The following is a 20940-nucleotide window of genomic DNA, read 5'->3' on the forward strand; positions in this document are numbered from 1 at the left end:
TTAAACGGCTTTCCCATCCTAACCTATGGTATTATAATTTCTCGGCAATCCTTAGTTTGGCGCTTCTGGCGCGGTTGTTGTTTGCAATCTCATTGGCCGTGGGGACCACCAAACCACCCACTTTTTTTAAGGGAACATTGATGTTTCCATAAAAATCCTTTTCCGCCTCCCCTTCAAACCTGCCGTCCCTGATAAATCTTTTCACCAAACGATCCTCCAGGGAATGATAACTTATAAGACTTAACCTACCTGCCTCCTTTAACACTTGCGGCACTTGCAACAAAAATGATTTTAGGACTTCAAGCTCCTCATTTACCTCTATTCTTATGGCTTGGTACACCTGTGCCAAAATTTTATTCTCTTTCATTTTGGGCAAAAACCGCTGCAATACTTGTTTTAAATCTGCTGTGGTCTTTATGGGTCTTTCCGCTCTGGAAGCCACAATTGTCTTGGCCATAGCACGACCGTTCTTAAGATCACCATATTGAAAAAGAACATTGGCCAAATCTTCCTCAGGGTAGTGATTGACCACCTCAAAGGCAGACTTGTTGGTCTTTTTGCTCATCCTCATATCCAAAGTGGCTTCAAAACGGGTAGAAAAACCCCTGTCCGCTTTGTTGAACTGATGGGAAGACACCCCAAAATCACCTAGAATCCCATCAACTGTTGCGATGCCATAGAACTTTAAAAACTGCCTTAGAAACTTGAAATTTTGTTGGATGAGCACAAAGCGGTCATCATTAATCGCATTGATTGCTGCATCCTCATCCTGGTCAAAGGCAAACAATTTACCTTTTGACCCCAAACGTTTCAAAATTTCCTTGGAGTGTCCGCCACCACCAAAGGTGACATCCACATATACCCCATGGGGCTTTATATCCAATCCATCCACCGATTCTTTGAGCAATACCGGACTATGGTACACCTCACTCATCTTCCCCTACCTTCTTTGGTTCGGTATTTGGCTTGTTAAATATGCTCTCTGCAACATCCGGGTAAACGGCATCCCCTTCCTTTAGGACTTCCTCATACTGTTGTTTGTCCCAAATTTCGATACAACCATCACCGCAATGCAGCGAAACCTCTTTGGTAATACCTGCAAACTCTAAAAGGTCCTTAGGTATTTGAAAACGTCCGGTATCGGCATCTACGCGAACATCCGGTTTTACACCCGCCATATACTTTCTGTAAAAAAGATCATATTCCCTACTGATGCGTCTTTCCCTTTTTACTTCTGCCAATGCCTTTTGAAAGGTACTCTTTGGATATAACTCTAAACAGCGCTGAAAAATGGCTCGCTTAAGGATAAAATCATCGTTCAATACCGACATAAGCTGATTTTTCAATGCCGTAGGAAGTGTTACCCTCCCCTTGGCATCAGCTTTGCAATAGTGTTGACCGAATAAATCCATTAGGCGGTTTTGATTTGTTTATCCAAGGTCAAATATATAGATTTCTCCTCCACTTTATTCCACTTTTTGACACGATTGTTAATAAATACTATATTTTTAACTCTAAAACCCCACCATTTCGTATAAAAATTCCCCAGAATTCCACTTTTTCCCCTTTGCGCCATGAGCTGTTACTTTGGTAGACGCCAGAGCGGCGTACCTTTTCTTGCTATTTTCTTTGTGCTGAAAATGCCTATATTTGGCACTTTACACCAACTGACTTACATGAAGGAAGATATCATTCAAGAAGGCAAGTTTAAGTACCTTGAAATTGGGGAGGGAAAGCCAATCATCATTTTACATGGGTTAATGGGCGGTTTAAGTAATTTTAAGGGGGTTACCCACTTTTTTCCACCAAAGGGATATCAAGTTTTAGTACCGGAACTTCCCATTTATGATATGCCCATGTTAAAGACAACGGTAAAGAATTTTGCCGTTTTTCTTGCAGATTTTGTAAAGCATAAAAATTTAAAGGATGTGATTCTTTTAGGCAACTCATTGGGCGGCCATATTGGATTATTGCACACCAAAATGTTTCCTGACCTCGTAAAAGCCTTGGTCATAACCGGCAGCTCTGGATTGTATGAAAGTGCCATGGGCGACGGCTACCCAAAACGTGGGGATTATGAGTTCATTAAAAAAAAGGCCCAAGACGTGTTCTATGACCCAAATGTTGCCACGAAGGAAATTGTGGACGAAGTTTTTGAAACGGTGAACGACAGGATGAAGTTGGTAAAGACCTTGGCCATTGCAAAAAGTGCCATTAGGCACAATATGTCCAAAGACTTGCCCAATATGCCCACGCCTACTTGTATTATTTGGGGGGAAAACGATTCCGTTACCCCGCCCAACGTTGCCAAGGAGTTTCATGAACTTTTACCCGATTCCGAACTTTTTTGGATAAAAAAATGCGGGCATGCCCCAATGATGGAACATCCAAACGAATTTAACGCCATACTAGATGGCTGGCTCACAAAAAGAGGTTTTTAACAAACATAAGAAGGTTAAGGATTTTAGTTTTTTGGCCTTTATGGTGAGCTTCCATAACCTTGGGATTTCACCTGCTGTTTTTAATTTTTCTTCCCGTTTTTTAACACAACGGTTTAGGTTGTTCCGTATCCGGGATTCCGTTTACCCGAAAACAATCATCAAGCGATTTCTAAAATTTGATAAACATACCCCACGGCATTCCCAAAAGAAACTTGTGTTACCATCCTAAAGATAAAGTCATTTAAAAACAAAGCCTTAGTTTTGGTGCCAGTAGTCCAAAATTGAGCGTTGACCAAATGAAAATAACCTCTGCCGAATTTGTAATGAGCAACTCCGAGGTGGCCAAATGCCCAAAAGAGTCATTGCCGGAATATGCATTTATAGGAAGGTCCAACGTTGGGAAGTCCTCATTGATCAACATGCTTGTAGATCGGAAAAGCCTGGCCAAAACCTCTGGACGGCCTGGTAAAACACAGCTGATCAACCATTTTAAAATCAATAAGAATTGGTTTTTGGTAGATTTACCAGGATATGGATATGCCAGGGTTTCCAAAAAGGACAAAAAGACTTTTCAAAAATACATTACGGCATATTTTGAAAAACGAAAACAATTGGTCTGTGCCTTTGTTTTGGTGGATATTCGGCATGAACCACAGCCTATAGATTTAGAGTTTATGGAGTGGCTAGGCACGCATGGTGTACCCTTTGCCATTATTTTTACCAAAGCGGACAAATTAAAACCAAAGGCAATACAACGGCATGTAACTGATTATCTACAGGTTTTGCTAGACACTGTCTGGGAGGAGGCCCCAACCTATTTTGTAACCTCATCAACCAATAGAACTGGCAAGGAGGACTTGCTTTCCTTTATCAACGATATCAATCTACAAGTAGCGAAAAACCCAATTCCATAGGCGCAAAGTGCGCGGCGTTTAACCATTAGTGTTAAGTAAAGCCTTAAAACTATTTTTATCCCCGTTGCTTTAGCAAGCGGATCAAACCATGCGCAGTTTTTAAGGTATTCATTTCCACGGCTGAAACCAATACTTCCAAACCCTTATCACCTTCAGCCAATACAACAGGATAATCAAACTTATAGCCAAACTTACTGGCATATTTTTTAGCAAACTCGTCTTTATGCAAAAAGCTCATTTGATGGTTACTTTCTTGACGAAACTTCTTCCAAGTTCTATTTTCTGCAACCAACCCAAAAGTAAGATCACATAATTTACAATCGTAGGTTGATGGGCTAAACACCTTTTGCATACTGTCCAAAATAGCATTTCTCTTACCTGAGTTGGCATTATAAACAAAGATGAGTTTTTGTGATGCGTTCTTTTTCATAAGGTAAAAATACAGACCTTAATCCCTTTTTCACCAACACCCTAAGGTATTTACCTAGACAGGTGGTTTTAAATTAAAAACCGATGCAAACCAAAAAAAAGGTTCATCACTACACCATAAAATCACTCGAAGTGACAACGGCAATCAAAACAAACCACAACGTCAGTTCGAGTTTTTTCCCTGAAAGTGGAAAGAGTATCGAGAACTACTGCAGGGCAGCCAACACAATCTACTTCCAAACACCATTGCTTCTCGATAAAATTTTATGCCAAGTTATCGCTGCGCCATAAAATCACCAGAAGTGACAACGGCAATCAAAACAAACCCCCAATGTCAGTTCGAGTTTTTTCCCTGAAAGTGGAAAAAGTATCGAGAACCCTTGAAGGGCGACAAAAAAAAATGTCAGTTCGAGTTTTTTCCCTGAAAGTGGAAAAAGTATCGAGAACCCTCGAAGGGCGACAAAAAAAAATGTCAGTTCGAGTTTTTTCCCTGAAAGTGGAAAAAGTATCGAGAACCCTTGAAGGGCGACAAAAAAAATGTCAGTTCGAGTTTTTTCCCTGAAAGTGGAAAAAGTATCGAGAACTACTGCAGGGCAGCCAACACAATCTACTTCCAAACACCATTGCTTCTCTATAAAATTTTATGCCAAGTTATCGCTGCGCCATAAAATCACCAGAAGTGACAACGGCAATCAAAACAAACCCCAATGTCAGTTCGAGTTTTTTTCCAAAAAGTGGAAAAAGTGTCGAGAACCACTGCAGGGCAGCCAACACAATCTACTTCCAAACACCATTGCTTCTCTATAAAATTTTATGCCATGCTATCGCCAGGCCATAAAATCACCTACAGTGATATGGCCTAATTAAATACCGTATTTTTGGGTTAAAAACCATATGTCCACAAACCCAAATACATTTTTAAGGAGGCTAAAAACCATTCATTTAGTACTCTTGGCAAGCCCATTGCTCTTAGGGGTTTTCTATTTTCTAAATACAGCGATAGATACCAACGGTGGAGCAAATGATGTTTTTGTCTATGTCTTTCCCATGTTTGGGCTGGCCGGTTATTTTGCTAGTAAGGTCATATCTAGGAAACTCATACTCCCATTGAAGGACAAAAAATCCCTATCAGAAAAATTAATAGGTTTCCAAACGGCCTCCATCATACAATATACTTTGGTAGAAGGTCCTGCGCTTCTTAATATTCTATGGTTTGGGATGACTGGAAATCTGCTTTTTCTAACCATTGGAGGGGCTTTGGCTCTTTACTTGTTTTCCATTCGCCCTAAAAAAGAAAAAATCATTGAGGACCTAGCACTTTCCATGGAAGAAAAAAGAGCGTTAGATAGATGATAACCATTTACCCAACCATAAAAAGTTATCGATTATCGTTTTTAACCTTATATGTATTCTTGGGTGGCTTAATTGGCCATGCCCAATTTTATGAACAACTGGCGGATTCTGCACTTACACTAACCTATGACAGGGTATCCTATGACCCTGCCTATTTCTCCATTCCTTATCCCAACGGGGATGTACCAAAGAGCAAAGGAGTTTGTACGGACGTAATCATCAGGGCGTATAGAAAATTAGGTGTCGACCTCCAACAAGAAGTGCATGAGGACATGAAGGATAACTTTGGCAAATATCCCAAAATCTGGGGCTTAAGGGGTCCGGACAAAAATATTGACCATCGGCGGGTACCAAACCTTATGGTGTTTTTTGAGCGCCATGGAACCATACTCCCCATAACCAAAAAAGCGGAGCTTTATACCCCGGGCGATATTGTCTGCTGGAATTTGGGAGGGGCCGTAACCCATATTGGATTGGTATCCAATAAGAAAAATCCAGCGGGAACACGGTACTTAATTATTCACAATATTGGTGCGGGGCAGGTTACAGAAGACTTTCTGTTCAATTTTAAGGTCATTGGGCATTACCGCTATAAAAAATAAGGTACTACAGAAAAACCTTGGTTTTTACGTTGAAACATTCCCAATTGCCGGTAATTGGGAAGAATTGTAAACTGTACATCTAGTAAATATCTATTTTTTAAGCGCTAACTTTTCAGCAAAATAGTCACAGAAATCCCTCATGGTCGCCGTCATTTTCTCATCTTGGGTGGCCTTCATAAAGGTGTCCGCCATGGTGACCAAGGTCTGGTGAAAAAAGATTTTCATCTCATCTACTGGCATATCTTTGGTCCAAAGGTCAATTTTTAAAGATTCTTGGTTCTTGCTGTCCCAAACGGAGAGCATCATGGCCTTGGCCTCTTCATTGTCAATGCCGCCATCTTCTGCAGACCAATGCAATTCTTCTGGCACCCGGTTCTCATCTAGGCCTACTTTTAACTTAATTTCTGAGGTATGTGCTACTGGCATTATTTCTTTGGTTTATAATTAGATTTTTTAAAGAGCTCATCCGCAGGTAAATCCAATAACTCTACCAATGGGGTGTCAGGATTTTTCTCCATATAGCTCCTTACAATTTGCCAACCCATAAAACGTCCTATGCGTCCAGGGGATTCGTTATCTATTTCTTCTAGGCCAAACTTTGAAAATGGAGCTGGGTCCAAAAAACGTTTTTCCAATTTTGTCTCTGTACTGTAAAGCAATTCCCTTTCAATAAAATAACGCCAAATTTGGGATTCATTGGCAACGGCCCATGCGTATTCCTCTTCCGTAAAGTTAATACGTTGGTAAGTTTCCGTTTGCGGAAGAAGCAAGTCTTTGAGATAGAGTTCCTTTCCGTAATAGAGCATTTTGGAAAGAAAAGTCCTATTTTTTGGATAGGCGTTTACCGCTTTGGCAAAAGCACCTGCAATATCGGATGTAAGGTACCTCTTGTCTAGCTGCCGGGCAATGTAGGCCGAAAAACTCCGGTAAAACCTATGGTCCGCACCAAGATAATTGTCCAACCCAATCAAAAGCAAGGTATCAGTAAGGATGATGCGACTTTCATATTCCACATCAGATGTTAGGGTAACCACCTTGGGCACTTTAAAATTGGGAAAATAATAGGTGATATGTTTAAAGAGTGATGCGATATCCGCAGTTTCAGTCTTAAAATCACCAAAAACAACATGTACTTCGTTAAATAGCTCTTTCTGGATGGTATCGTTCTTTTTGGCCACCCAAAGACTATCTGGATATTGCTCCGGAAATAGATAGGGATAAGATCGTTTAAGCTGTGGAATGGCTTTGACATCTGCCTCGGCAAACTTTCTGTCAAATCGCTCTACCTCCAAATCTAGCGGTATGTTAGCAATCACGGACTCCAGTTTTGAAGCATCTTTACAACCAAAAAGACTAAAAAAACACACCGTTGCCAAAAAGAATATGGGCTTCACCTTCATTTTTCGAATTGCAGCATTTAAATTTACAAGGTGCAAAGGTAATTTTTTTTGGGTGTAATGGCCGCAGGGACAAAAAGACTTACAACAGAAGTCGACTTAAAAACCAATACCTGTATCCAAATTATGCTACCCGTTTAGTTACCGATTGTTATGAACGCAAAAAAAAACGCTATGCAAACACAAAAAGTCATTGACCATATTACCAACTGGTTAAAAACCTATGCCACAAACGCAAATTGTAAGGGATTTGTCATTGGAATTTCCGGAGGTATAGACTCTGCCGTGACCTCAACCTTATGTGCAAGGACGGGCTTGGACCTGCTTTGTCTTGAAATGCCCATTCACCAAGGAAAAAACCAAGTGACCAGAGCGGATAACCATATTGATTGGCTCATGAACAACTTTGGGAATGTTAAAAGGCAGAAGGTGGAGCTTACCCCAGTTTTTGACGCGTTGGTCAAAGCTTTTCCAGAGGTGGAACAGGAAGAGGACCGCTTTATGTCCCTAGCCAATACGCGAGCCCGCTTACGGATGACCTCTCTATATTATTTTGCCGCACTCAAAGGGTACCTTGTTGCGGGCACGGGTAACAAGGTAGAAGACTTTGGGGTGGGCTTTTATACAAAGTATGGAGATGGCGGGGTAGATTTAAGCCCGATTGCGGATTTGGTTAAGACGGAAGTTTGGGAACTTGGTCGCGTCCTTGGCGTAAACCAAGAAATCATAGATGCAGCGCCCACAGACGGGCTATGGGGGGACAGCAGAACCGATGAAGATCAGATTGGAGCAAGTTATCCAGAATTGGAATGGGCCATGCAGATGGACGATCAAGGAAAAAAAGTTGAAGACTTTTCTGACAGAAAAAAAGAGGTCTTTAAAATCTATAAAAGGTTCAATACCGCCAATAAACACAAAATGGTGCCTATACCAATTTGTGAAATACCTGATTCCCTAAAAGTTACCGATTGACCGTGAATAAAGTGATTAAGTCGAATAAAACCTTACATTTTCTGTGGTTTTCATCAAAATACCTCACATTTGTAACATAAAATTGTTACCTTGCCTTGCATCCTTTGTAAGGATTTAAGTACTAAACACAATTTTGAACCACTAATTAAGTAAAACTACAGACATGATCCATGTATTAATCGCTGACAGCCACCCCATTGTCAGACTAGGTATTAAACAAGTATTAAACAGCACATCCGAGCTTAAGGTAATCGGTGATGCCTCTACCACAACAGAACTTTTTGAAGCGTTGGACAAGGTTACCCCAGATGTGGTAATGTTGGAAATGGACATCCCGGAAATCAACGGAATTGCCACACTTCGTAAAATTAAACAGGAGTACCCAGATACCAAGGTACTCATGTACAGCGGACAATCCGAGGATGTTTACGCATTAAGTACCATACGCGCCGGTGCCTTTGGATACCTTTCCAAAACTGCGGACGTAGACTATATTATCTCTGCCATCAAAAAAGTGGCCGAAGGCAATATGTTTATCACCAATGAATTGGCCCAACGTTTGGCATTTGATGAGGGCACCCAAAAGCCAAGGCGTTTCTTTAGAAAACTATCTACCCGCGAGGTAGAGGTGTTAAAGCTTCTGGCCAGTGGCAAACGCAATAAAGAGGTGGCAGAGGGACTAAACCTCAATGAGAAAACAGTAAGCACTTACAAAGCCCGCTTAATGAGAAAGCTTAATGTAGACAACCTTGTAGATTTGCTACAGCAGGCAAAGGCATTGGAACTATATTAAAATAGTTTTAAAGTACACTTAAAATCCCCATTACAACTGGGGATTTTTTTATGCCAAAACCCGATTAAGTTTAGCGTTTAGGAGTTTATTTAATTGAAGGTAGTTCATGATTTCTTCCAGAATCTCCTTATTTTCCTGCTGGTCTACCGTTTCTTGTTGCAGCTGAAGGATTCTGCTTTTGATCAAGTGGCAACGAAGTGTTAAAATGGTTTCTCCAACCAACTGAGCCACCCCTACTTTTTTATCCTTTGGATAAATATCCTTTCTTTCCCAATTATGGAGCACATAACGTTCTTCCTCCATTAAAATACTGGAAACCTCTTGCGCCATACCATGCTCCATTTCCGTAAACATGGTCTGTACCGAAAACTCCTCCGAGGCATTAAGCCTTTCCATAAGTTGGTAATAGATTTGCCTAAATTGTTCATTTGAAAGCTCAATTTCATCTTCTTGAAGATCCAAATAAATCTTTTCATAGACCTTTGCCTCTACGATTTCTGGCTGCAATTCCAAATCCCCCTCTTCATTTTCCTTGAGTACCAAGTCTTCAAAACTTTCCTTTTGACTGCCATAGAGCAAGAGCAGTTCTATGATTTTGCGTTCTAATTGAAACTGGACGTCCACCTTTTCTATGACCTCTTGGTCTTTCACCACTTCAAAGGCCTTTTGCGCTTGTTGGTTCTTTTTGGTCGCTTCTTGAACTGTTTTTTTATCTATTTGCGCCAAGGTGTTGTACAATACCTCTTCTGAAATCTGCATAATCTTGGCACATTCCTGAATATAGATTTCCTTTTGTATCCTATCAGGGATTTTAGCTATGCTATGGACGATATCACGAACCGTATCCGCTCGTTTAATAGGATCATCCGCCGCTTCTTGCGCCAATAGTGACGTCTTAAACTGTATAAAATCCTTGGCGTTTTGTTCCAAGTAGTGCACCACATCTTCATAAGGGTTGTTCTTGGAGAAACTATCCGGGTCCTCACCTTCTGGAAAGGTGCAGACTTTAACGTTCATGCCCTGTTCCAATATCAAATCAATACCCCTGAGGGAGGCACGCAAGCCGGCGGCATCTCCATCAAAGAGTACCGTAATATTCTTGGTAAGCCTGTTGATGAGCCTTATCTGCTCTGGGGTAAGGGCAGTTCCGCTGGAAGCCACCACATTTTCAATGCCCTTTTGGTGCATCTGGATAACATCCGTATAACCCTCCACCAGATAACAGTTATCCTCTTTGGCAATGGCTTTTTTGGCATAATAAATACCATACAATACTTTGCTCTTGTGGTAAATATCACTTTCTGGGGAATTTAAGTATTTGGCCGCCTTTTTATCATTGGTAAGTATCCGGCCACCAAAGCCCAGCACCCGGCCACTCATGGAGTGTATGGGAAACATGACCCTTCCTTTGAATCGGTCAAAAGTGCGCGGAGGGCCACCTGGCTGTTCTTTTACTATAGTAAGCCCAGTTTTGGACAGATACTCCAATTGGTATTTGTCTTGGATAGCTGTTGCGGTAAAAGCATCCCATTGGTCTGGATTGTATCCTAATTGAAATTTTTTAATGGTATCATCCGAAAAGCCCCTTTCTTTAAAATAGGACAACCCTATAGCCTTTCCCAACTCACTCTCCCACAAAGTTTTAATGAAATAATTAGATGCATATTCGGATACCAAGTACATGCTCTCACGTTCATTGGCCTGCTCTTTTTCTTCGTCCGTACGCTCCGTTTCCTCAATCTCAATATTGTACTTTTTTGCCAAGTACCTAATGGCCTCCGGGTAACTAAAATGCTCATGTTCCATCAAAAACGCTACTGCGTTCCCACCTTTTCCGCTACTAAAATCCTTCCAAATCTGCTTCACGGGAGATACCATAAAGCTTGGGGTACGTTCATCACTGAACGGACTAAGCCCCTTATAGTTAGATCCTGATTTTTTTAATTGCACAAAATCACCGATGACCTCTTCCACGCGGGAAATTTCATACACTTGGTCTATGGTGTTTTTTGAAATCATATAGCTGTGATGGCCGTAGGCCAAAATAAGGTAAATGTTGCACTGGAACTTTCAAAAATATGGAAAATTAACCGCATCATTACGCCAACCAAAGAGAGACAAAGGATTATTTTTTATTTTTGAAAAAAGCGTGTTATGATTCTTTTCTTTGGCACAAGACCGGGAAAAAAAAGGACCACCCAACTACGGCATGTAAGCTGTAATTTTTGTGAACAAGTAGGCACGCTTACGGTAGTAGAGCAGGCCAATTACATCCACGTTTTCTGGTTACCTATTATAAAAATAGGAACATCCCGCTATGCGGCATGTTCCCATTGTAAAAAGCATTTTGATGCGGAAGATTTTGATGCCCCAATGCAACGTGCATTACATCAAAACCATCCTTAAGGTCTATAGGTCAAACCGAAGCCCAAGTGAAATGTTGCGCTGGTCTACCGCAGCATTTTCAAAGATGGGATTTAAATCGTATTTAACATACAGTTGGGTGCCACCAAAACCAGCGTAGGCACTAAGACCGTAAATTAATTCTGATGTATTGTAATCCCTTTTGATTTTTTCCTTGATACGTTCCCCATTGTCCTGATACTTTAGTTTTTGGCGCGTGCTCATATTAAAGCCTCCATAGCCCCCAATACCAAATCGGAAACTACGGTCTATGTTATACCTTATGGTTTTATCTGTTTCCTTGACCCTAGAAGGACCAAACTCAAAATGTATAGGGAAGACCAAATTATCCCTCCTAAATTTAGAACGATCCAATTCCAGTGGAAACACTTGCAGCTCCGTCTGGCCCCCATTTTCCACAAAAAATTGGTTGTCATTTGGTTTTAGGGCATTAAACTGAAAGGAAAAACCATAGTTTAGCCTCACAAAGTTGGTATTCTTGAACAATCTTGTACGCCATTGCCACCCCAATTCCACAAAGCGGCTACCCCCAATCTTGTAGGGTGAATCTCCCAAGGATGATCCTTGGATTATAGCATTATTAAGTCCAAACGCCAAAACGCCATCAGAGAAAGTTCTCTTATCATATTTTGGTGGTAATCTATTCTCATTATTTTTAAGAAGGATGCCAAAAGTCCTATCGCCGCTACCCTCCCTTGATCCAAATCCTATCTCTATTCTGCTCAAATAATCTAACGTGTCCAAATCCATTATTACTCCCTCGTTTCTTTCCAAAAGGGCAATACGGTTATTGATTATGGCAATACGATCCTCTATGTTTAACGCCCTCTTTTTTGCCGCTTCTTCCTTCAATATTTTTGCCTGTGCCTCGGTAAGGGTGCCCCTTTTGACTCGTTGATTAATTTTTTCCACTTCAGTTTTCAAGGCATCTTTCTCTTGGGCCGTGATACGCTCTTTTTGTTTCTTTAAAACTTCTACGCGCTGTTGGTACTCTTCTTCTTGGGCAGTGGCATGCTGCACAAACAAACTCAATAAAGCGATAACAATAAAAGTTGAAATTTTTTTCATGATGATGTTTGATTAATGTCCGGTCTGGCATACCCCAGCTAAAATAGCTGGGCCGTGCCAAATGAACGGTGATTGATGAATAAACTATATGATTGAAAATAATGACTACTTATTGCGTTCTGCCATAGCCAGCCTTACTTTAAAATAACTCTCCTTTAATTTCTCAAACAATTGCCCACGGACAGTCCTGTCCAACTCATCCTCTACTTCCATAAGCAGTGCCATGGCATCTACCCTACCATCTGTTTTCACTACGTTTTCCATAAGCAGCTCTCCTTGGGCCTTTAAAAGCAAGCTTTCTACTTCTGCATCCGTTACCTGAATGTTCTTTCCTTCCAAATCCATCACTTCTTTAACAATGGCATTTACCTTTTTCTGAATTACCGTTTCCGTTAATACAGCTTCCTCCGCTAGAGTACTATCAAAAGTTTCCGGATTGGGGCTGGGCTCTTCTAAATTGTCGGTAGCGGCAACCACCTCTTCATTAAAATCCTGCTCGGTTATCACTTCCAAACTTTTAACAAGATCCAACGGTGGTCTTTCAAAAGGGATTCCAGATGGCGTCTTGGTTTTATCAACATCCGGAGCTGCTGCTGGTTTGCCCTTAACAACTACGGGTTGATTGGGTTCCACATTTACTGTCTCTTTTTGGAAAAACAGTGTAGACACCATAAAAACGAGAACGGCGGCAGCGGCAGCAGACCACAAGAACCAAGCTTTATTTTCTTTCTTTTCCTCAGGTTCCAATTGTTCAGCAATCTTTTCCCAAGCCTTTGCGGAAGGGGCTATCCTTCTACCTTCCAGGGCCGTTTTAATATGTTTTTCAAACTTGTCCATAACAAGATGTCTTAATTTGTCTTTTGTTTTGTGTTCACCAGCTGTAAGGTTTTTAATTGCTCTTGGAGCATTTTCCTTGCCTTGAACAATTGGGACTTGGACGTCCCTTCGGTAATGTTTAACATGTCCGCAATTTCATGATGCTTATATCCCTCTACCGCATATAGCACAAACACCATCTTATAGCCTTCTGGAAGTCTATCAATCACGCCCTGTACCCTATCAACATCCACCTCGGTTTCCGTTTGCATTAGCGGTGACTGATGGTTGTCCAAAACCTCATCGTCAAAAACAACAAATTGTTTTTTTCTTATGTAGGAAATACTTTCCCTGACCATGATTTTCCTGATCCATCCTTCTAAACTTCCACGTTCTTCAAAACTGTGCAGATAGGTAAACACCTTTACAAAACCGTTGACCATAACGTCCTCCGCAAAATGTACATCTTTGATATATTGCCTGCACACACTCAGCATTTTAGGCGCATACGTTTCATACAACAGCTGTTGCGCTTGCCGGTTATTAGCTTTTGCCTTCTTTAGCAGTTGCTTTTCATTTTTATAAAATGAAACTATTTTCAACGGAGTTTTTTATTTGGTTTCTATAAGTAAAGACGCAAATCCATCCAAAAGGGTTGCCCAGCATCTACTATTTCTTCATAAAATTGAAAAAATAATTTTAACTAATTGATTCCCATTTATTTAAAAAAAAGTAAAAATGGATGGTCTTGACCAAGCTTTTAAGGGCATGCCACGGAATAATGGTTATTTTTCCCGGTCTACCACATAATTCACCATAAGAATAAGGGAATCCTTATATGGGGAATCTGGATATTCCCCCAAGATGTCCAAGGCCTCATCTTTAAAAGAGAGCATTTTTTCCACAGCGTAATCCAGACCTTTGGCCTGTTTTACATACGCAATGACCTCTTTTACCCTTTTCTTATCGGTATTATGATTTTTTATGGAATTGATCAACCAGCGCTTTTTCTCCTGGGGACTGTTGTTAAGTGCATAGATCAATGGGAGCGTCATCTTTTGTTCTTTGATATCGATACCTGTTGGTTTTCCGATACGCTGATTTCCGTAGTCAAAGAGGTCGTCCTTTATCTGAAAGGCCATTCCGCAGAGTTCCCCAAATTTTCTGAATTTCTCTACTTCCTCAGAATTTGGTTTTACCGAGGCGGCACCCATACTGCAGCAAGAAGCAATTAAACGTGCTGTTTTTTGGCGAATGATCTCATAATAAATTTCCTCTGTGATGTCCAACTTCCTGGCCTTCTCTATCTGCAGCAATTCTCCTTCGCTCATGGCCCTTACGGATTCTGAGATAATATGTAATAGGTCGTAATCCTTTTTATCCAAGGCTGTCAACAATCCTTTGGAGAACAAAAAATCCCCAACTAAAACGGCAATCTTATTCTTCCATAGGGCATTAACAGAGAAGAAACCCCGTCTTTTATAGCTATCGTCCACTACATCATCATGGACCAGACTTGCCGTATGAATCAATTCTATAATGGATGCTCCGGTGTAGGTGCGCTCATTTACCTCTCCGTTGTTAAGCAATTTTGCCGTTAAAAACACAAACATAGGCCGCATTTGCTTGCCTTTTCGGTTGACAATGTAGTACGTGATACGGTTAAAAAGTGCCACTTTGGAAGACATGGACTCACGAAATTTTGCCTCAAAAAGCTCCATTTCCCTTTCTATAGGTTCCCGTATTTGTGCCGTTATTTTCAATAGACTTCGCTTCATTTTTTAAGCCTTTCAAAAGTAGCTAAAAAGGGCTATTTAAAAGGGATACTTGGACAGTTTTAGGATAATTGGCCAAATACCCAGACCAAGGGTATAGGGCTACGTCCAATTTTAAAGGGTGGGCATTGGACACCAAGCAAGATGGTCTCCATCCAAAGGGTTGGTCTAAGCCTTATTGGCCAATTGCCCGCACGCCGCATCAATATCCTTTCCGCGGGAACGACGGACGGTTACCGTGATACCGTTGGATTCCAATACGTTTTTATACAAATCTATGGCATCACTGTCTGCTTGCTGAAACGCTCCGTCATCAATGGGGTTGTACTCTATGATATTCACCTTGGAGGGCGCAAAACGGCAAAATTTCACTAAGGCATCCACATCTTTTCTAGTGTCGTTGATACCCTGCCAGACCACATATTCATAGGTGATGCGATTTTTGGTCCTATCATACCAATACTGCAGTGCCTCCCTTAAATCCTGTAGCGGAAAATGGGCATTAAAGGGCATTATAGAAGTTCTAATATCATCTATAGCGGAGTGTAAGGACACCGCTAGGTTAAACTTTACGTTCCCATCTGCCATTTTCTTTATCATTTTTGGCACCCCGGAGGTTGAAACCGTAATGCGCTTGGCAGACATGCCCAAACCTTCCGGAGAAGTGATTTTTTCAATGGCCTTTAAAACATTGTTATAATTCATCAAAGGTTCTCCCATGCCCATAAAAACAATGTTGCTCAAGGGCCTATCAAAATATAGCCTACTTTCATTATCAATGGCGACCACCTGATCGTATATTTCATCGGGATTTAAATTGCGCATCCGTTTTAACCTTGAGGTGGCACAGAATTTACAGTCCAAACTACACCCTACCTGGCTGGAGACACAGGCGGTAGTCCTGGTTGCCGTGGGTATCAATACGGATTCCACCACCAACCCATCATGCAAACGAACGGCGTTTTTAATAGTACCGTCCTTGCTACGTTGCATTTGGTCTACCTTTATATGGTTAATGACAAAGTTGTCTTCCAGCATTCGCCGGACCTCTTTGGACAAATTGGTCATCCCTTCAAAAGAGTGTGCACTTTTTTGCCACAACCACTCATATACCTGATTGCCCCGGAAGGCCTTTTCCCCTTTTTCCTCAAAAAAAGTTCTGAGCTGTTCTTTGGTAAAAGCCCTTATATCCCGTTTACTGACCCCCATAGTTACAAAGGTAAGGCATAAAAAAATCCCGATATAGCACCGGGATTTTCTTTAATTCCAAGTTTTTTCCTACAAAATCAGCATTGCATCGCCATAAGAATAAAAACGATATTGTTCTAGAATGGCTTGTTTGTAGGCTTTTTTCATTAAATCATGGCCCATGAACGCCGATATCATCATCAACAAGGTTGATTTTGGCAAGTGAAAGTTGGTGACCATGCAATTGGCAATACTAAAGTCATAAGGAGGGAAAATAAACTTGTTGGTCCACCCCTCAAACGTATTCAATTGATGGTCAGAGGATACTGCACTTTCCAAGCCACGCATTACCGTAGTCCCTACGGCACAAATGCGTTTTTTGTTCTTTTTGGCGTTATTGACAATTTCGGTTGCCTTCTCCTCAATGGTAAGCTCCTCACTATCCATTTTATGCTTGGATAGGTCTTCCACTTCCACCGGATTAAAGGTGCCAAGTCCAATATGGAGGGTTACCTCGGCAAAGTCAATCCCCTTGATCTCTAATCTTTTTAGGAGGTGTTTGGAAAAATGTAGACCCGCGGTTGGCGCCGCTACTGCACCTTCATGTTTGGCATAAATGGTCTGGTAGCGTTCCTCATCCTCTGGCATCACCTCCCTTTTTATGTATTTTGGAAGAGGGGTTTCTCCCAACTGACGTAATTTTCTGCGAAAGTCCGTATAAGAACCATCGTACAGAAATCTGAGCGTCCTACCTCTAGATGTAGTATTGTCTATAACTTCTGCCACTAAATCTTCATCATCCCCAAAATAGAGCTTGTTCCCTATTCTAATTTTTCTGGCAGGGTCTACCAAAACGTCCCAAAGACGTTGTTCCTCATTTAACTCCCGCAAAAGGAACACCTCTATACGGGCACCTGTTTTCTCTTTGTTTCCAAACAGACGTGCCGGAAAAACCTTGGTATTGTTGAGTACCATGACATCACCCTCATCAAAATAATTAATCAAATCCTTGAACATTTTATGCTCAATCTTACCGGTTTCTCGGTGAATGACCATTAATTTGGATTCATCCCTATTTTCTGCAGGATACTCCGCTAACAACTCCTTTGGAAGCTCAAAATTAAAATTGGATAATTTCATGAGGAAGTTTTTGGTTTTTTATCAAAGGTGGCAAATATACAATCTGGGGATAGGGGTTGTCAAGTAAAAGACCAATTTAATTCTCCCCTTCGTGTTTAATGACCAAACCTACCTTTTTCAAATCCTCCCAAAAGTCAGGGTAGGATTTGGAGACCACCCCTGCATCGTTTATAGACAGATTGGTTTTTAAGCAAAGCGGGGCAAAGGCCATGGCCATTCTATGATCATTATAGGTATCAATAGTAGCTCCACCAATGACCTGACCGCCCTTTGCCAAGCTTAAGTTATCTGGTCCAATAGCTACGGAGGCACCTACCTTTTCCAGTTCGGTTTTCATGGCCGCTAAACGGTCTGTTTCTTTAATGGGCAAGGTATGAAGCCCCGTTAAATGACAGCCCAACCCTAGACCAAAGCAGGTTACCGCTATGGTCTGTGCAATATCCGGGGCATTGGCCAAATCTAGATTTAGCTGGTCCATTAGCTGATTTTGGACTTTTTTTAAGATGATGGCATGCGCGGCAAATTCCGTTGATACCCCAAAATTCTTATAAATTTCCACTAAGGCACTATCCCCTTGTAGCGAATCCTTTTTATAGGAAGTTAGCGTAATTGCACTCCCTTTTTCTGCCATCGCCACCAAACTATAAAAATAGCTTGCAGCACTCCAGTCAGATTCTACCACGATAGTGGCGTCCACTGCGTTGGTTAAAGGTTGGATGTGAATGGTGTTCTCCTTAAAATTGGTTGCCACCCCAATTTGGTTCAGGAGGCCCAACGTCATTTCAATGTAAGGTACGGAGGTGATCTTACCCAGTAGTTTTATCGTCAGTCCATTTTCCAAACTTGGAGCAATGAGCATAAGCGATGAAATATACTGACTACTAATGTTTGCGGGTAGCTCTACTTCTGAGGCCGTTAATTTTCTACCGCTGATTTTTAAGGGGGGAAATCCTTGGTTTTCCAGATAAGAAATATGGGCGCCCAAACTATTTAGAGCGTCTACCAAAATTTTTATGGGCCGTTCTTTCATTCTTGCGGAACCTGTTAACACCACTTCCTTCCCATCAGAAGCTGCAAAATAGGAGGTTAAAAAACGCATGGCGGTACCCGCATGGTGTATATCCACCTCTCCATTGGAAACCATCAATCCTTTCTTCATGACCTCCGCGTCATCAGAGTTGGAAAGGTTTTTAAGTTTGATGTTGGCAAATAGTGCCTGCAACAACAATAACCGGTTGGTCTCACTTTTAGAACCCGTTATAGCAATAACGGCAGAAATAAGGTTGGTTGTAGGCTTGGATAAATGGAGCTTCAAAATAACGGATTTAAGGTTGGTTAAAAGCCTTCAAAGATAACCCTATTTTAATTTGTCATTGTTGTGATGGCGGTCATGGTCCCGTTCCGTTTTAATGGCCAGTTTTTTATTGAACGACTCTTGTAAATCCACCCCAGTTTGGTTGGCGAGACAGAGCACCACAAACAACACATCTGCCAGCTCCTCCCCAAGATCTTTGTCCTTGTCAGAAGGTTTTTCACTTTGCTCACCATATCTTCTGGCAACAATGCGGGCTACTTCGCCCACCTCCTCGGTAAGCTGCGCCATGTTGGTGAGCTCGTTAAAATAGCGAACCCCATGTTCCTTTATCCAATCATCTACCGCCTGTTGTGCTTTGTGAATTCCCATTGGTGATTTTTGACAAAACTAAAGGTTCTGCCTCTTTGGTTATGATCTGTTTGTAAAATTCTTTTAAAAAATCATAATTTTCTGGATACACTATGGATTGGTTTATTTCATAGTTTACCAAAATATTTAATTTGGAAGCTGTTACCTTTACCATATAGGTGAATGTACCCAAATCCCCGGGGATTTTCATCCTTAAACCCTCCGGAACAGACTCCACTGTATAGCCTTCTGGCAGCGTATAATTCACCATAAAGCTATTTTTAAAAGGAAATCCAAAATCTACGGGATACTGTCTTTTTTCCGTTTTAAATGGATTTTCTTCCATGGTAAGGAATTCCAAAGGTTTTAGAAAAAGTTTACCATTCATCATCTCAGCCCCTTCTTCATCATAGAACTTAAACTCTTCCGTAACACCTCCCTTAAAATCTTTTAGTTTTTGGACGCTATGTTCGGAAATTTCAATATTACCGTATTTTACCTCAAGATCGGCGACGTATTCCTCTTCGTCCAAATTTTTAAATTCTTCCCTAAAATTCATGGCAAAATGGTTGGAGAGCCTAGCCTTTACCGTACCATCCGTAGTGCCATCATCATGTACAATGGCATCGAGAACAAACATTTTAACCGCTTTTTTGGGTTGCTTAAGATCTACTATTCTCCATACCTTATCTGGATTGTTAATGAGGATACCCCTCCAATTATAATCCCGTATAGGCAATATATTTACATCACTAAATTCATGGGTGGCATCCAGGAAATAATCCGTACCATCCAGTTTCACATAGGCAATAACATAGTTTAACCCATCTACCGTAGGAAAATAAGGAACCCTATTGTCCTTGGTACTTATAAGCACTGGGTTGGCGTTTAACCCGGCGTAACGCAACATGGCCACCAATGAGAGGTTGATATCCGCGGCGTTTCCCTTTTTCTCTTTCCACGTTTTTTTTAGACCGTTAAAAAAGTACTTCCCATCCATTTCATTCCAAGTGAGCTGGTCCTTAACGTACTTAAAAATCCCGTCCATTTTATCTTTTTTGGATGGCAAACCACTGAGAACGGCGTCCAATTCGTCATCAAAAGCACGGGTCTTGTCCAACTCGTTTTTGTAATCGTCCGTATTCCCGATGGTTTTGGCAACATCTGCCCAGCTTTGGGAGTAACTTCTAAAATAGCCTGGCAAGTCCACCGAAACAAGCTCAAAAAGGACGCCAGATCTATAATTATCAATATTGTCCACGTATTTTTCCTCCTTTAATGCCGGGACGTTGTTTAAGTGATAGGCCGTTTTAACTACGTCCATCCCAATCCTATGGTCAGTGGCGGTGCTCACCTTTGGATACACAAAAAATTCACCCTTGGGAGTTTTCTTAAAATTAAATCCTTTTGGAGTCCTAATTTCCGCAACCAGTTGTTTTACAGGTATTTCATATTGAAAAACAAAGGAATCTATATTCCAGATAAAAGGTGAGTTAAGACGATATGTAATGTCCAGTATACTTCCTTCTTGGACGTTGGGCATGGTAAAGTTTACTTTATTGTAATAATAACTAGCCTCTGTTTTGAAAATATTCTCTTTGTCCAACTCGGTTTCAACGGCCTTACCATCTATTAAATTAAAGGTTAGGGCCTTTAGTTTACTTACGGTTTCCTCCGAGCTTCTGTTTTTATAAAGGGAAATTTCCTTTGTGGCATGCTCAAAACCGTCTTTGTTAAATATCTTTATTCTTTCGTGTACCTCGGTGACCAAACGGCTATTTCCCCCGTTGGTAATAAAATAAGAATTTACCTTCTTGTAGAGAATTACGGCATTGGCCTCGGTATCATTTATATATTCCGTAGCGTTTAAATCTTCCAAATTGATTTCTCCAAATTTAACTTCCTGTGCCCCTAAGGCCAATGAGCATACGCCCATTATGGTAATAAAAAAACGATGTAACATAC

The 20940-nt window shown here is 41.1% G+C and carries 23 protein-coding genes; 8 read left to right on the forward strand and 15 right to left on the reverse strand.

Annotated elements, in window-relative coordinates:
• Window positions 1-31 precede the first annotated feature (31 nt).
• Together rsmH and I595_RS03575 are read right to left on the reverse strand one after the other, a co-directional pair.
• Window positions 32-934, reverse strand: coding sequence for a 16S rRNA (cytosine(1402)-N(4))-methyltransferase RsmH (gene rsmH / locus I595_RS03570; protein ID WP_054558049.1), 903 nt, complete (start codon window positions 932-934; stop codon window positions 32-34).
• Window positions 927-1412, reverse strand: a complete 486-nt coding sequence (locus I595_RS03575; protein ID WP_054558050.1) for a division/cell wall cluster transcriptional repressor MraZ — start codon at window positions 1410-1412, stop codon at window positions 927-929. Before I595_RS03575 ends, rsmH begins: the two co-directional genes overlap by 8 nt.
• A gap of 264 nt (window positions 1413-1676) precedes the next feature.
• Between I595_RS03575 and I595_RS03580 the strand changes: the two genes are divergently transcribed.
• Window positions 1677-2441, forward strand: a complete 765-nt coding sequence (locus tag I595_RS03580) for an alpha/beta fold hydrolase (RefSeq protein ID WP_054558647.1) — start codon at window positions 1677-1679, stop codon at window positions 2439-2441.
• A 296-nt stretch (window positions 2442-2737) separates the two neighbouring features.
• Window positions 2738-3355 carry a ribosome biogenesis GTP-binding protein YihA/YsxC gene (gene yihA, locus I595_RS03590; protein ID WP_054558052.1) on the forward strand — a complete coding sequence of 206 codons (618 nt, stop codon included), beginning with the start codon at window positions 2738-2740 and terminating at the stop codon, window positions 3353-3355.
• Window positions 3356-3410: 55 nt separating this feature from the next.
• Here the strand turns inward: yihA and I595_RS03595 are convergent, their stop codons facing one another.
• Window positions 3411-3785 carry a hypothetical protein gene (locus I595_RS03595; protein ID WP_054558053.1) on the reverse strand — a complete coding sequence of 125 codons (375 nt, stop codon included), beginning with the start codon at window positions 3783-3785 and terminating at the stop codon, window positions 3411-3413.
• 706 nt (window positions 3786-4491) lie between these two features.
• Here I595_RS03595 and I595_RS17500 point away from each other — a divergent pair.
• From I595_RS17500 to I595_RS03615, 3 genes are read left to right on the forward strand one after another with little or no spacing between them, the layout of a single operon-like run.
• A complete protein-coding gene (locus I595_RS17500; RefSeq protein ID WP_172675906.1) occupies window positions 4492-4647 on the forward strand; it encodes a hypothetical protein in 156 nt (51 codons plus the stop codon).
• A 31-nt stretch (window positions 4648-4678) separates the two neighbouring features.
• A complete protein-coding gene (locus I595_RS03610; protein ID WP_054558056.1) occupies window positions 4679-5137 on the forward strand; it encodes a hypothetical protein in 459 nt (152 codons plus the stop codon).
• Window positions 5134-5739, forward strand: coding sequence for a DUF1287 domain-containing protein (locus tag I595_RS03615; RefSeq protein WP_054558057.1), 606 nt, complete (start codon window positions 5134-5136; stop codon window positions 5737-5739). Before I595_RS03610 ends, I595_RS03615 begins: the two co-directional genes overlap by 4 nt.
• Before the next feature lie 90 nt (window positions 5740-5829).
• Here I595_RS03615 and gldC read toward each other — a convergent pair whose 3' ends face one another.
• A complete protein-coding gene (gldC, locus tag I595_RS03620) occupies window positions 5830-6165 on the reverse strand; it encodes a gliding motility protein GldC (RefSeq protein WP_054558058.1) in 336 nt (111 codons plus the stop codon).
• Window positions 6165-7139, reverse strand: coding sequence for a gliding motility lipoprotein GldB (gene gldB / locus I595_RS03625; protein ID WP_083467487.1), 975 nt, complete (start codon window positions 7137-7139; stop codon window positions 6165-6167). The genes gldC and gldB overlap by 1 nt, the downstream gene beginning before the upstream one ends.
• 171 nt (window positions 7140-7310) lie before the next feature.
• Here gldB and nadE point away from each other — a divergent pair, with 171 nt between their 5' ends.
• Window positions 7311-8108 (forward strand): NAD(+) synthase, encoded by a 798-nt coding sequence (gene nadE, locus I595_RS03630; protein WP_054558649.1) that lies wholly within the window; start codon window positions 7311-7313, stop codon window positions 8106-8108.
• A gap of 163 nt (window positions 8109-8271) precedes the next feature.
• Window positions 8272-8901 (forward strand): response regulator, encoded by a 630-nt coding sequence (locus I595_RS03635; protein WP_054558059.1) that lies wholly within the window; start codon window positions 8272-8274, stop codon window positions 8899-8901.
• 48 nt (window positions 8902-8949) lie between these two features.
• Here the strand turns inward: I595_RS03635 and dnaG are convergent, their stop codons facing one another.
• On the reverse strand, window positions 8950-10920 hold the full coding sequence (dnaG, locus tag I595_RS03640) for a DNA primase (protein ID WP_054558060.1): 1971 nt from the start codon (window positions 10918-10920) through the stop codon (window positions 8950-8952).
• 135 nt (window positions 10921-11055) lie between these two features.
• Between dnaG and I595_RS03645 the strand changes: the two genes are divergently transcribed.
• Window positions 11056-11307 carry a zinc-ribbon domain-containing protein gene (locus tag I595_RS03645; RefSeq protein ID WP_054558061.1) on the forward strand — a complete coding sequence of 84 codons (252 nt, stop codon included), beginning with the start codon at window positions 11056-11058 and terminating at the stop codon, window positions 11305-11307.
• Between the two features lie 3 nt (window positions 11308-11310).
• On the opposite strand, the gene I595_RS03650 is transcribed toward I595_RS03645, so the two are convergent.
• From I595_RS03650 to I595_RS03690, 9 genes are all read right to left on the reverse strand, one after another.
• Window positions 11311-12393, reverse strand: coding sequence for a coiled-coil domain-containing protein (locus I595_RS03650; RefSeq protein WP_054558062.1), 1083 nt, complete (start codon window positions 12391-12393; stop codon window positions 11311-11313).
• Between the two features lie 105 nt (window positions 12394-12498).
• On the reverse strand, window positions 12499-13230 hold the full coding sequence (locus tag I595_RS03655; RefSeq protein ID WP_054558063.1) for a hypothetical protein: 732 nt from the start codon (window positions 13228-13230) through the stop codon (window positions 12499-12501).
• Window positions 13231-13241: 11 nt separating this feature from the next.
• Entirely contained in the window at window positions 13242-13811 is a 570-nt protein-coding gene (locus I595_RS03660; protein ID WP_054558064.1) for an RNA polymerase sigma factor, read from the reverse strand.
• A gap of 183 nt (window positions 13812-13994) precedes the next feature.
• Window positions 13995-14972: a polyprenyl synthetase family protein gene (locus tag I595_RS03665; protein WP_054558650.1), complete on the reverse strand. Its 978-nt coding sequence runs from the start codon at window positions 14970-14972 to the stop codon at window positions 13995-13997.
• Between the two features lie 180 nt (window positions 14973-15152).
• Entirely contained in the window at window positions 15153-16193 is a 1041-nt protein-coding gene (gene rlmN / locus I595_RS03670; RefSeq protein WP_054558065.1) for a dual-specificity RNA methyltransferase RlmN, read from the reverse strand.
• 69 nt (window positions 16194-16262) lie between these two features.
• Window positions 16263-17312: a tRNA preQ1(34) S-adenosylmethionine ribosyltransferase-isomerase QueA gene (gene queA, locus I595_RS03675; protein WP_054558066.1), complete on the reverse strand. Its 1050-nt coding sequence runs from the start codon at window positions 17310-17312 to the stop codon at window positions 16263-16265.
• Between the two features lie 76 nt (window positions 17313-17388).
• Window positions 17389-18627, reverse strand: coding sequence for a 3-phosphoshikimate 1-carboxyvinyltransferase (locus tag I595_RS03680; RefSeq protein ID WP_054558067.1), 1239 nt, complete (start codon window positions 18625-18627; stop codon window positions 17389-17391).
• Between the two features lie 42 nt (window positions 18628-18669).
• Window positions 18670-18996, reverse strand: coding sequence for a nucleotide pyrophosphohydrolase (locus tag I595_RS03685; protein ID WP_054558068.1), 327 nt, complete (start codon window positions 18994-18996; stop codon window positions 18670-18672).
• The gene (locus tag I595_RS03690) at window positions 18962-20938 is read right to left on the reverse strand and encodes a DUF3857 domain-containing protein (protein WP_083467488.1); all 1977 of its coding nucleotides are present in this window, start codon (window positions 20936-20938) and stop codon (window positions 18962-18964) included. The genes I595_RS03685 and I595_RS03690 overlap by 35 nt, the downstream gene beginning before the upstream one ends.
• Window positions 20939-20940 lie beyond the last annotated feature (2 nt).

It is taken from the genome of Croceitalea dokdonensis DOKDO 023 (assembly GCF_001306415.1).
GTDB lineage: Bacteria > Bacteroidota > Bacteroidia > Flavobacteriales > Flavobacteriaceae > Croceitalea > Croceitalea dokdonensis.

Excerpts from the sequence above, each read along its gene's own strand:
- rsmH (WP_054558049.1), bottom strand. The coding sequence starts at position 934 with ATGAGTGAGGTGTACCATAGTCCGGTATTGCTCAAAGAATCGGTGGAT.
- I595_RS03575 (WP_054558050.1), bottom strand. The coding sequence starts at position 1,412 with ATGGATTTATTCGGTCAACACTATTGCAAAGCTGATGCCAAGGGGAGG.
- I595_RS03580 (WP_054558647.1), top strand. The coding sequence starts at position 1,677 with ATGAAGGAAGATATCATTCAAGAAGGCAAGTTTAAGTACCTTGAAATT.
- yihA (WP_054558052.1), top strand. The coding sequence starts at position 2,738 with ATGAAAATAACCTCTGCCGAATTTGTAATGAGCAACTCCGAGGTGGCC.
- I595_RS03595 (WP_054558053.1), bottom strand. The coding sequence starts at position 3,785 with ATGAAAAAGAACGCATCACAAAAACTCATCTTTGTTTATAATGCCAAC.
- I595_RS17500 (WP_172675906.1), top strand. The coding sequence starts at position 4,492 with ATGTCAGTTCGAGTTTTTTTCCAAAAAGTGGAAAAAGTGTCGAGAACC.
- I595_RS03610 (WP_054558056.1), top strand. The coding sequence starts at position 4,679 with ATGTCCACAAACCCAAATACATTTTTAAGGAGGCTAAAAACCATTCAT.
- I595_RS03615 (WP_054558057.1), top strand. The coding sequence starts at position 5,134 with ATGATAACCATTTACCCAACCATAAAAAGTTATCGATTATCGTTTTTA.
- gldC (WP_054558058.1), bottom strand. The coding sequence starts at position 6,165 with ATGCCAGTAGCACATACCTCAGAAATTAAGTTAAAAGTAGGCCTAGAT.
- gldB (WP_083467487.1), bottom strand. The coding sequence starts at position 7,139 with ATGAAGGTGAAGCCCATATTCTTTTTGGCAACGGTGTGTTTTTTTAGT.
- nadE (WP_054558649.1), top strand. The coding sequence starts at position 7,311 with ATGCAAACACAAAAAGTCATTGACCATATTACCAACTGGTTAAAAACC.
- I595_RS03635 (WP_054558059.1), top strand. The coding sequence starts at position 8,272 with ATGATCCATGTATTAATCGCTGACAGCCACCCCATTGTCAGACTAGGT.
- dnaG (WP_054558060.1), bottom strand. The coding sequence starts at position 10,920 with ATGATTTCAAAAAACACCATAGACCAAGTGTATGAAATTTCCCGCGTG.
- I595_RS03645 (WP_054558061.1), top strand. The coding sequence starts at position 11,056 with ATGATTCTTTTCTTTGGCACAAGACCGGGAAAAAAAAGGACCACCCAA.
- I595_RS03650 (WP_054558062.1), bottom strand. The coding sequence starts at position 12,393 with ATGAAAAAAATTTCAACTTTTATTGTTATCGCTTTATTGAGTTTGTTT.
- I595_RS03655 (WP_054558063.1), bottom strand. The coding sequence starts at position 13,230 with ATGGACAAGTTTGAAAAACATATTAAAACGGCCCTGGAAGGTAGAAGG.
- rlmN (WP_054558065.1), bottom strand. The coding sequence starts at position 16,193 with ATGGGGGTCAGTAAACGGGATATAAGGGCTTTTACCAAAGAACAGCTC.
- queA (WP_054558066.1), bottom strand. The coding sequence starts at position 17,312 with ATGAAATTATCCAATTTTAATTTTGAGCTTCCAAAGGAGTTGTTAGCG.
- I595_RS03685 (WP_054558068.1), bottom strand. The coding sequence starts at position 18,996 with ATGGGAATTCACAAAGCACAACAGGCGGTAGATGATTGGATAAAGGAA.
- I595_RS03690 (WP_083467488.1), bottom strand. The coding sequence starts at position 20,938 with ATGTTACATCGTTTTTTTATTACCATAATGGGCGTATGCTCATTGGCC.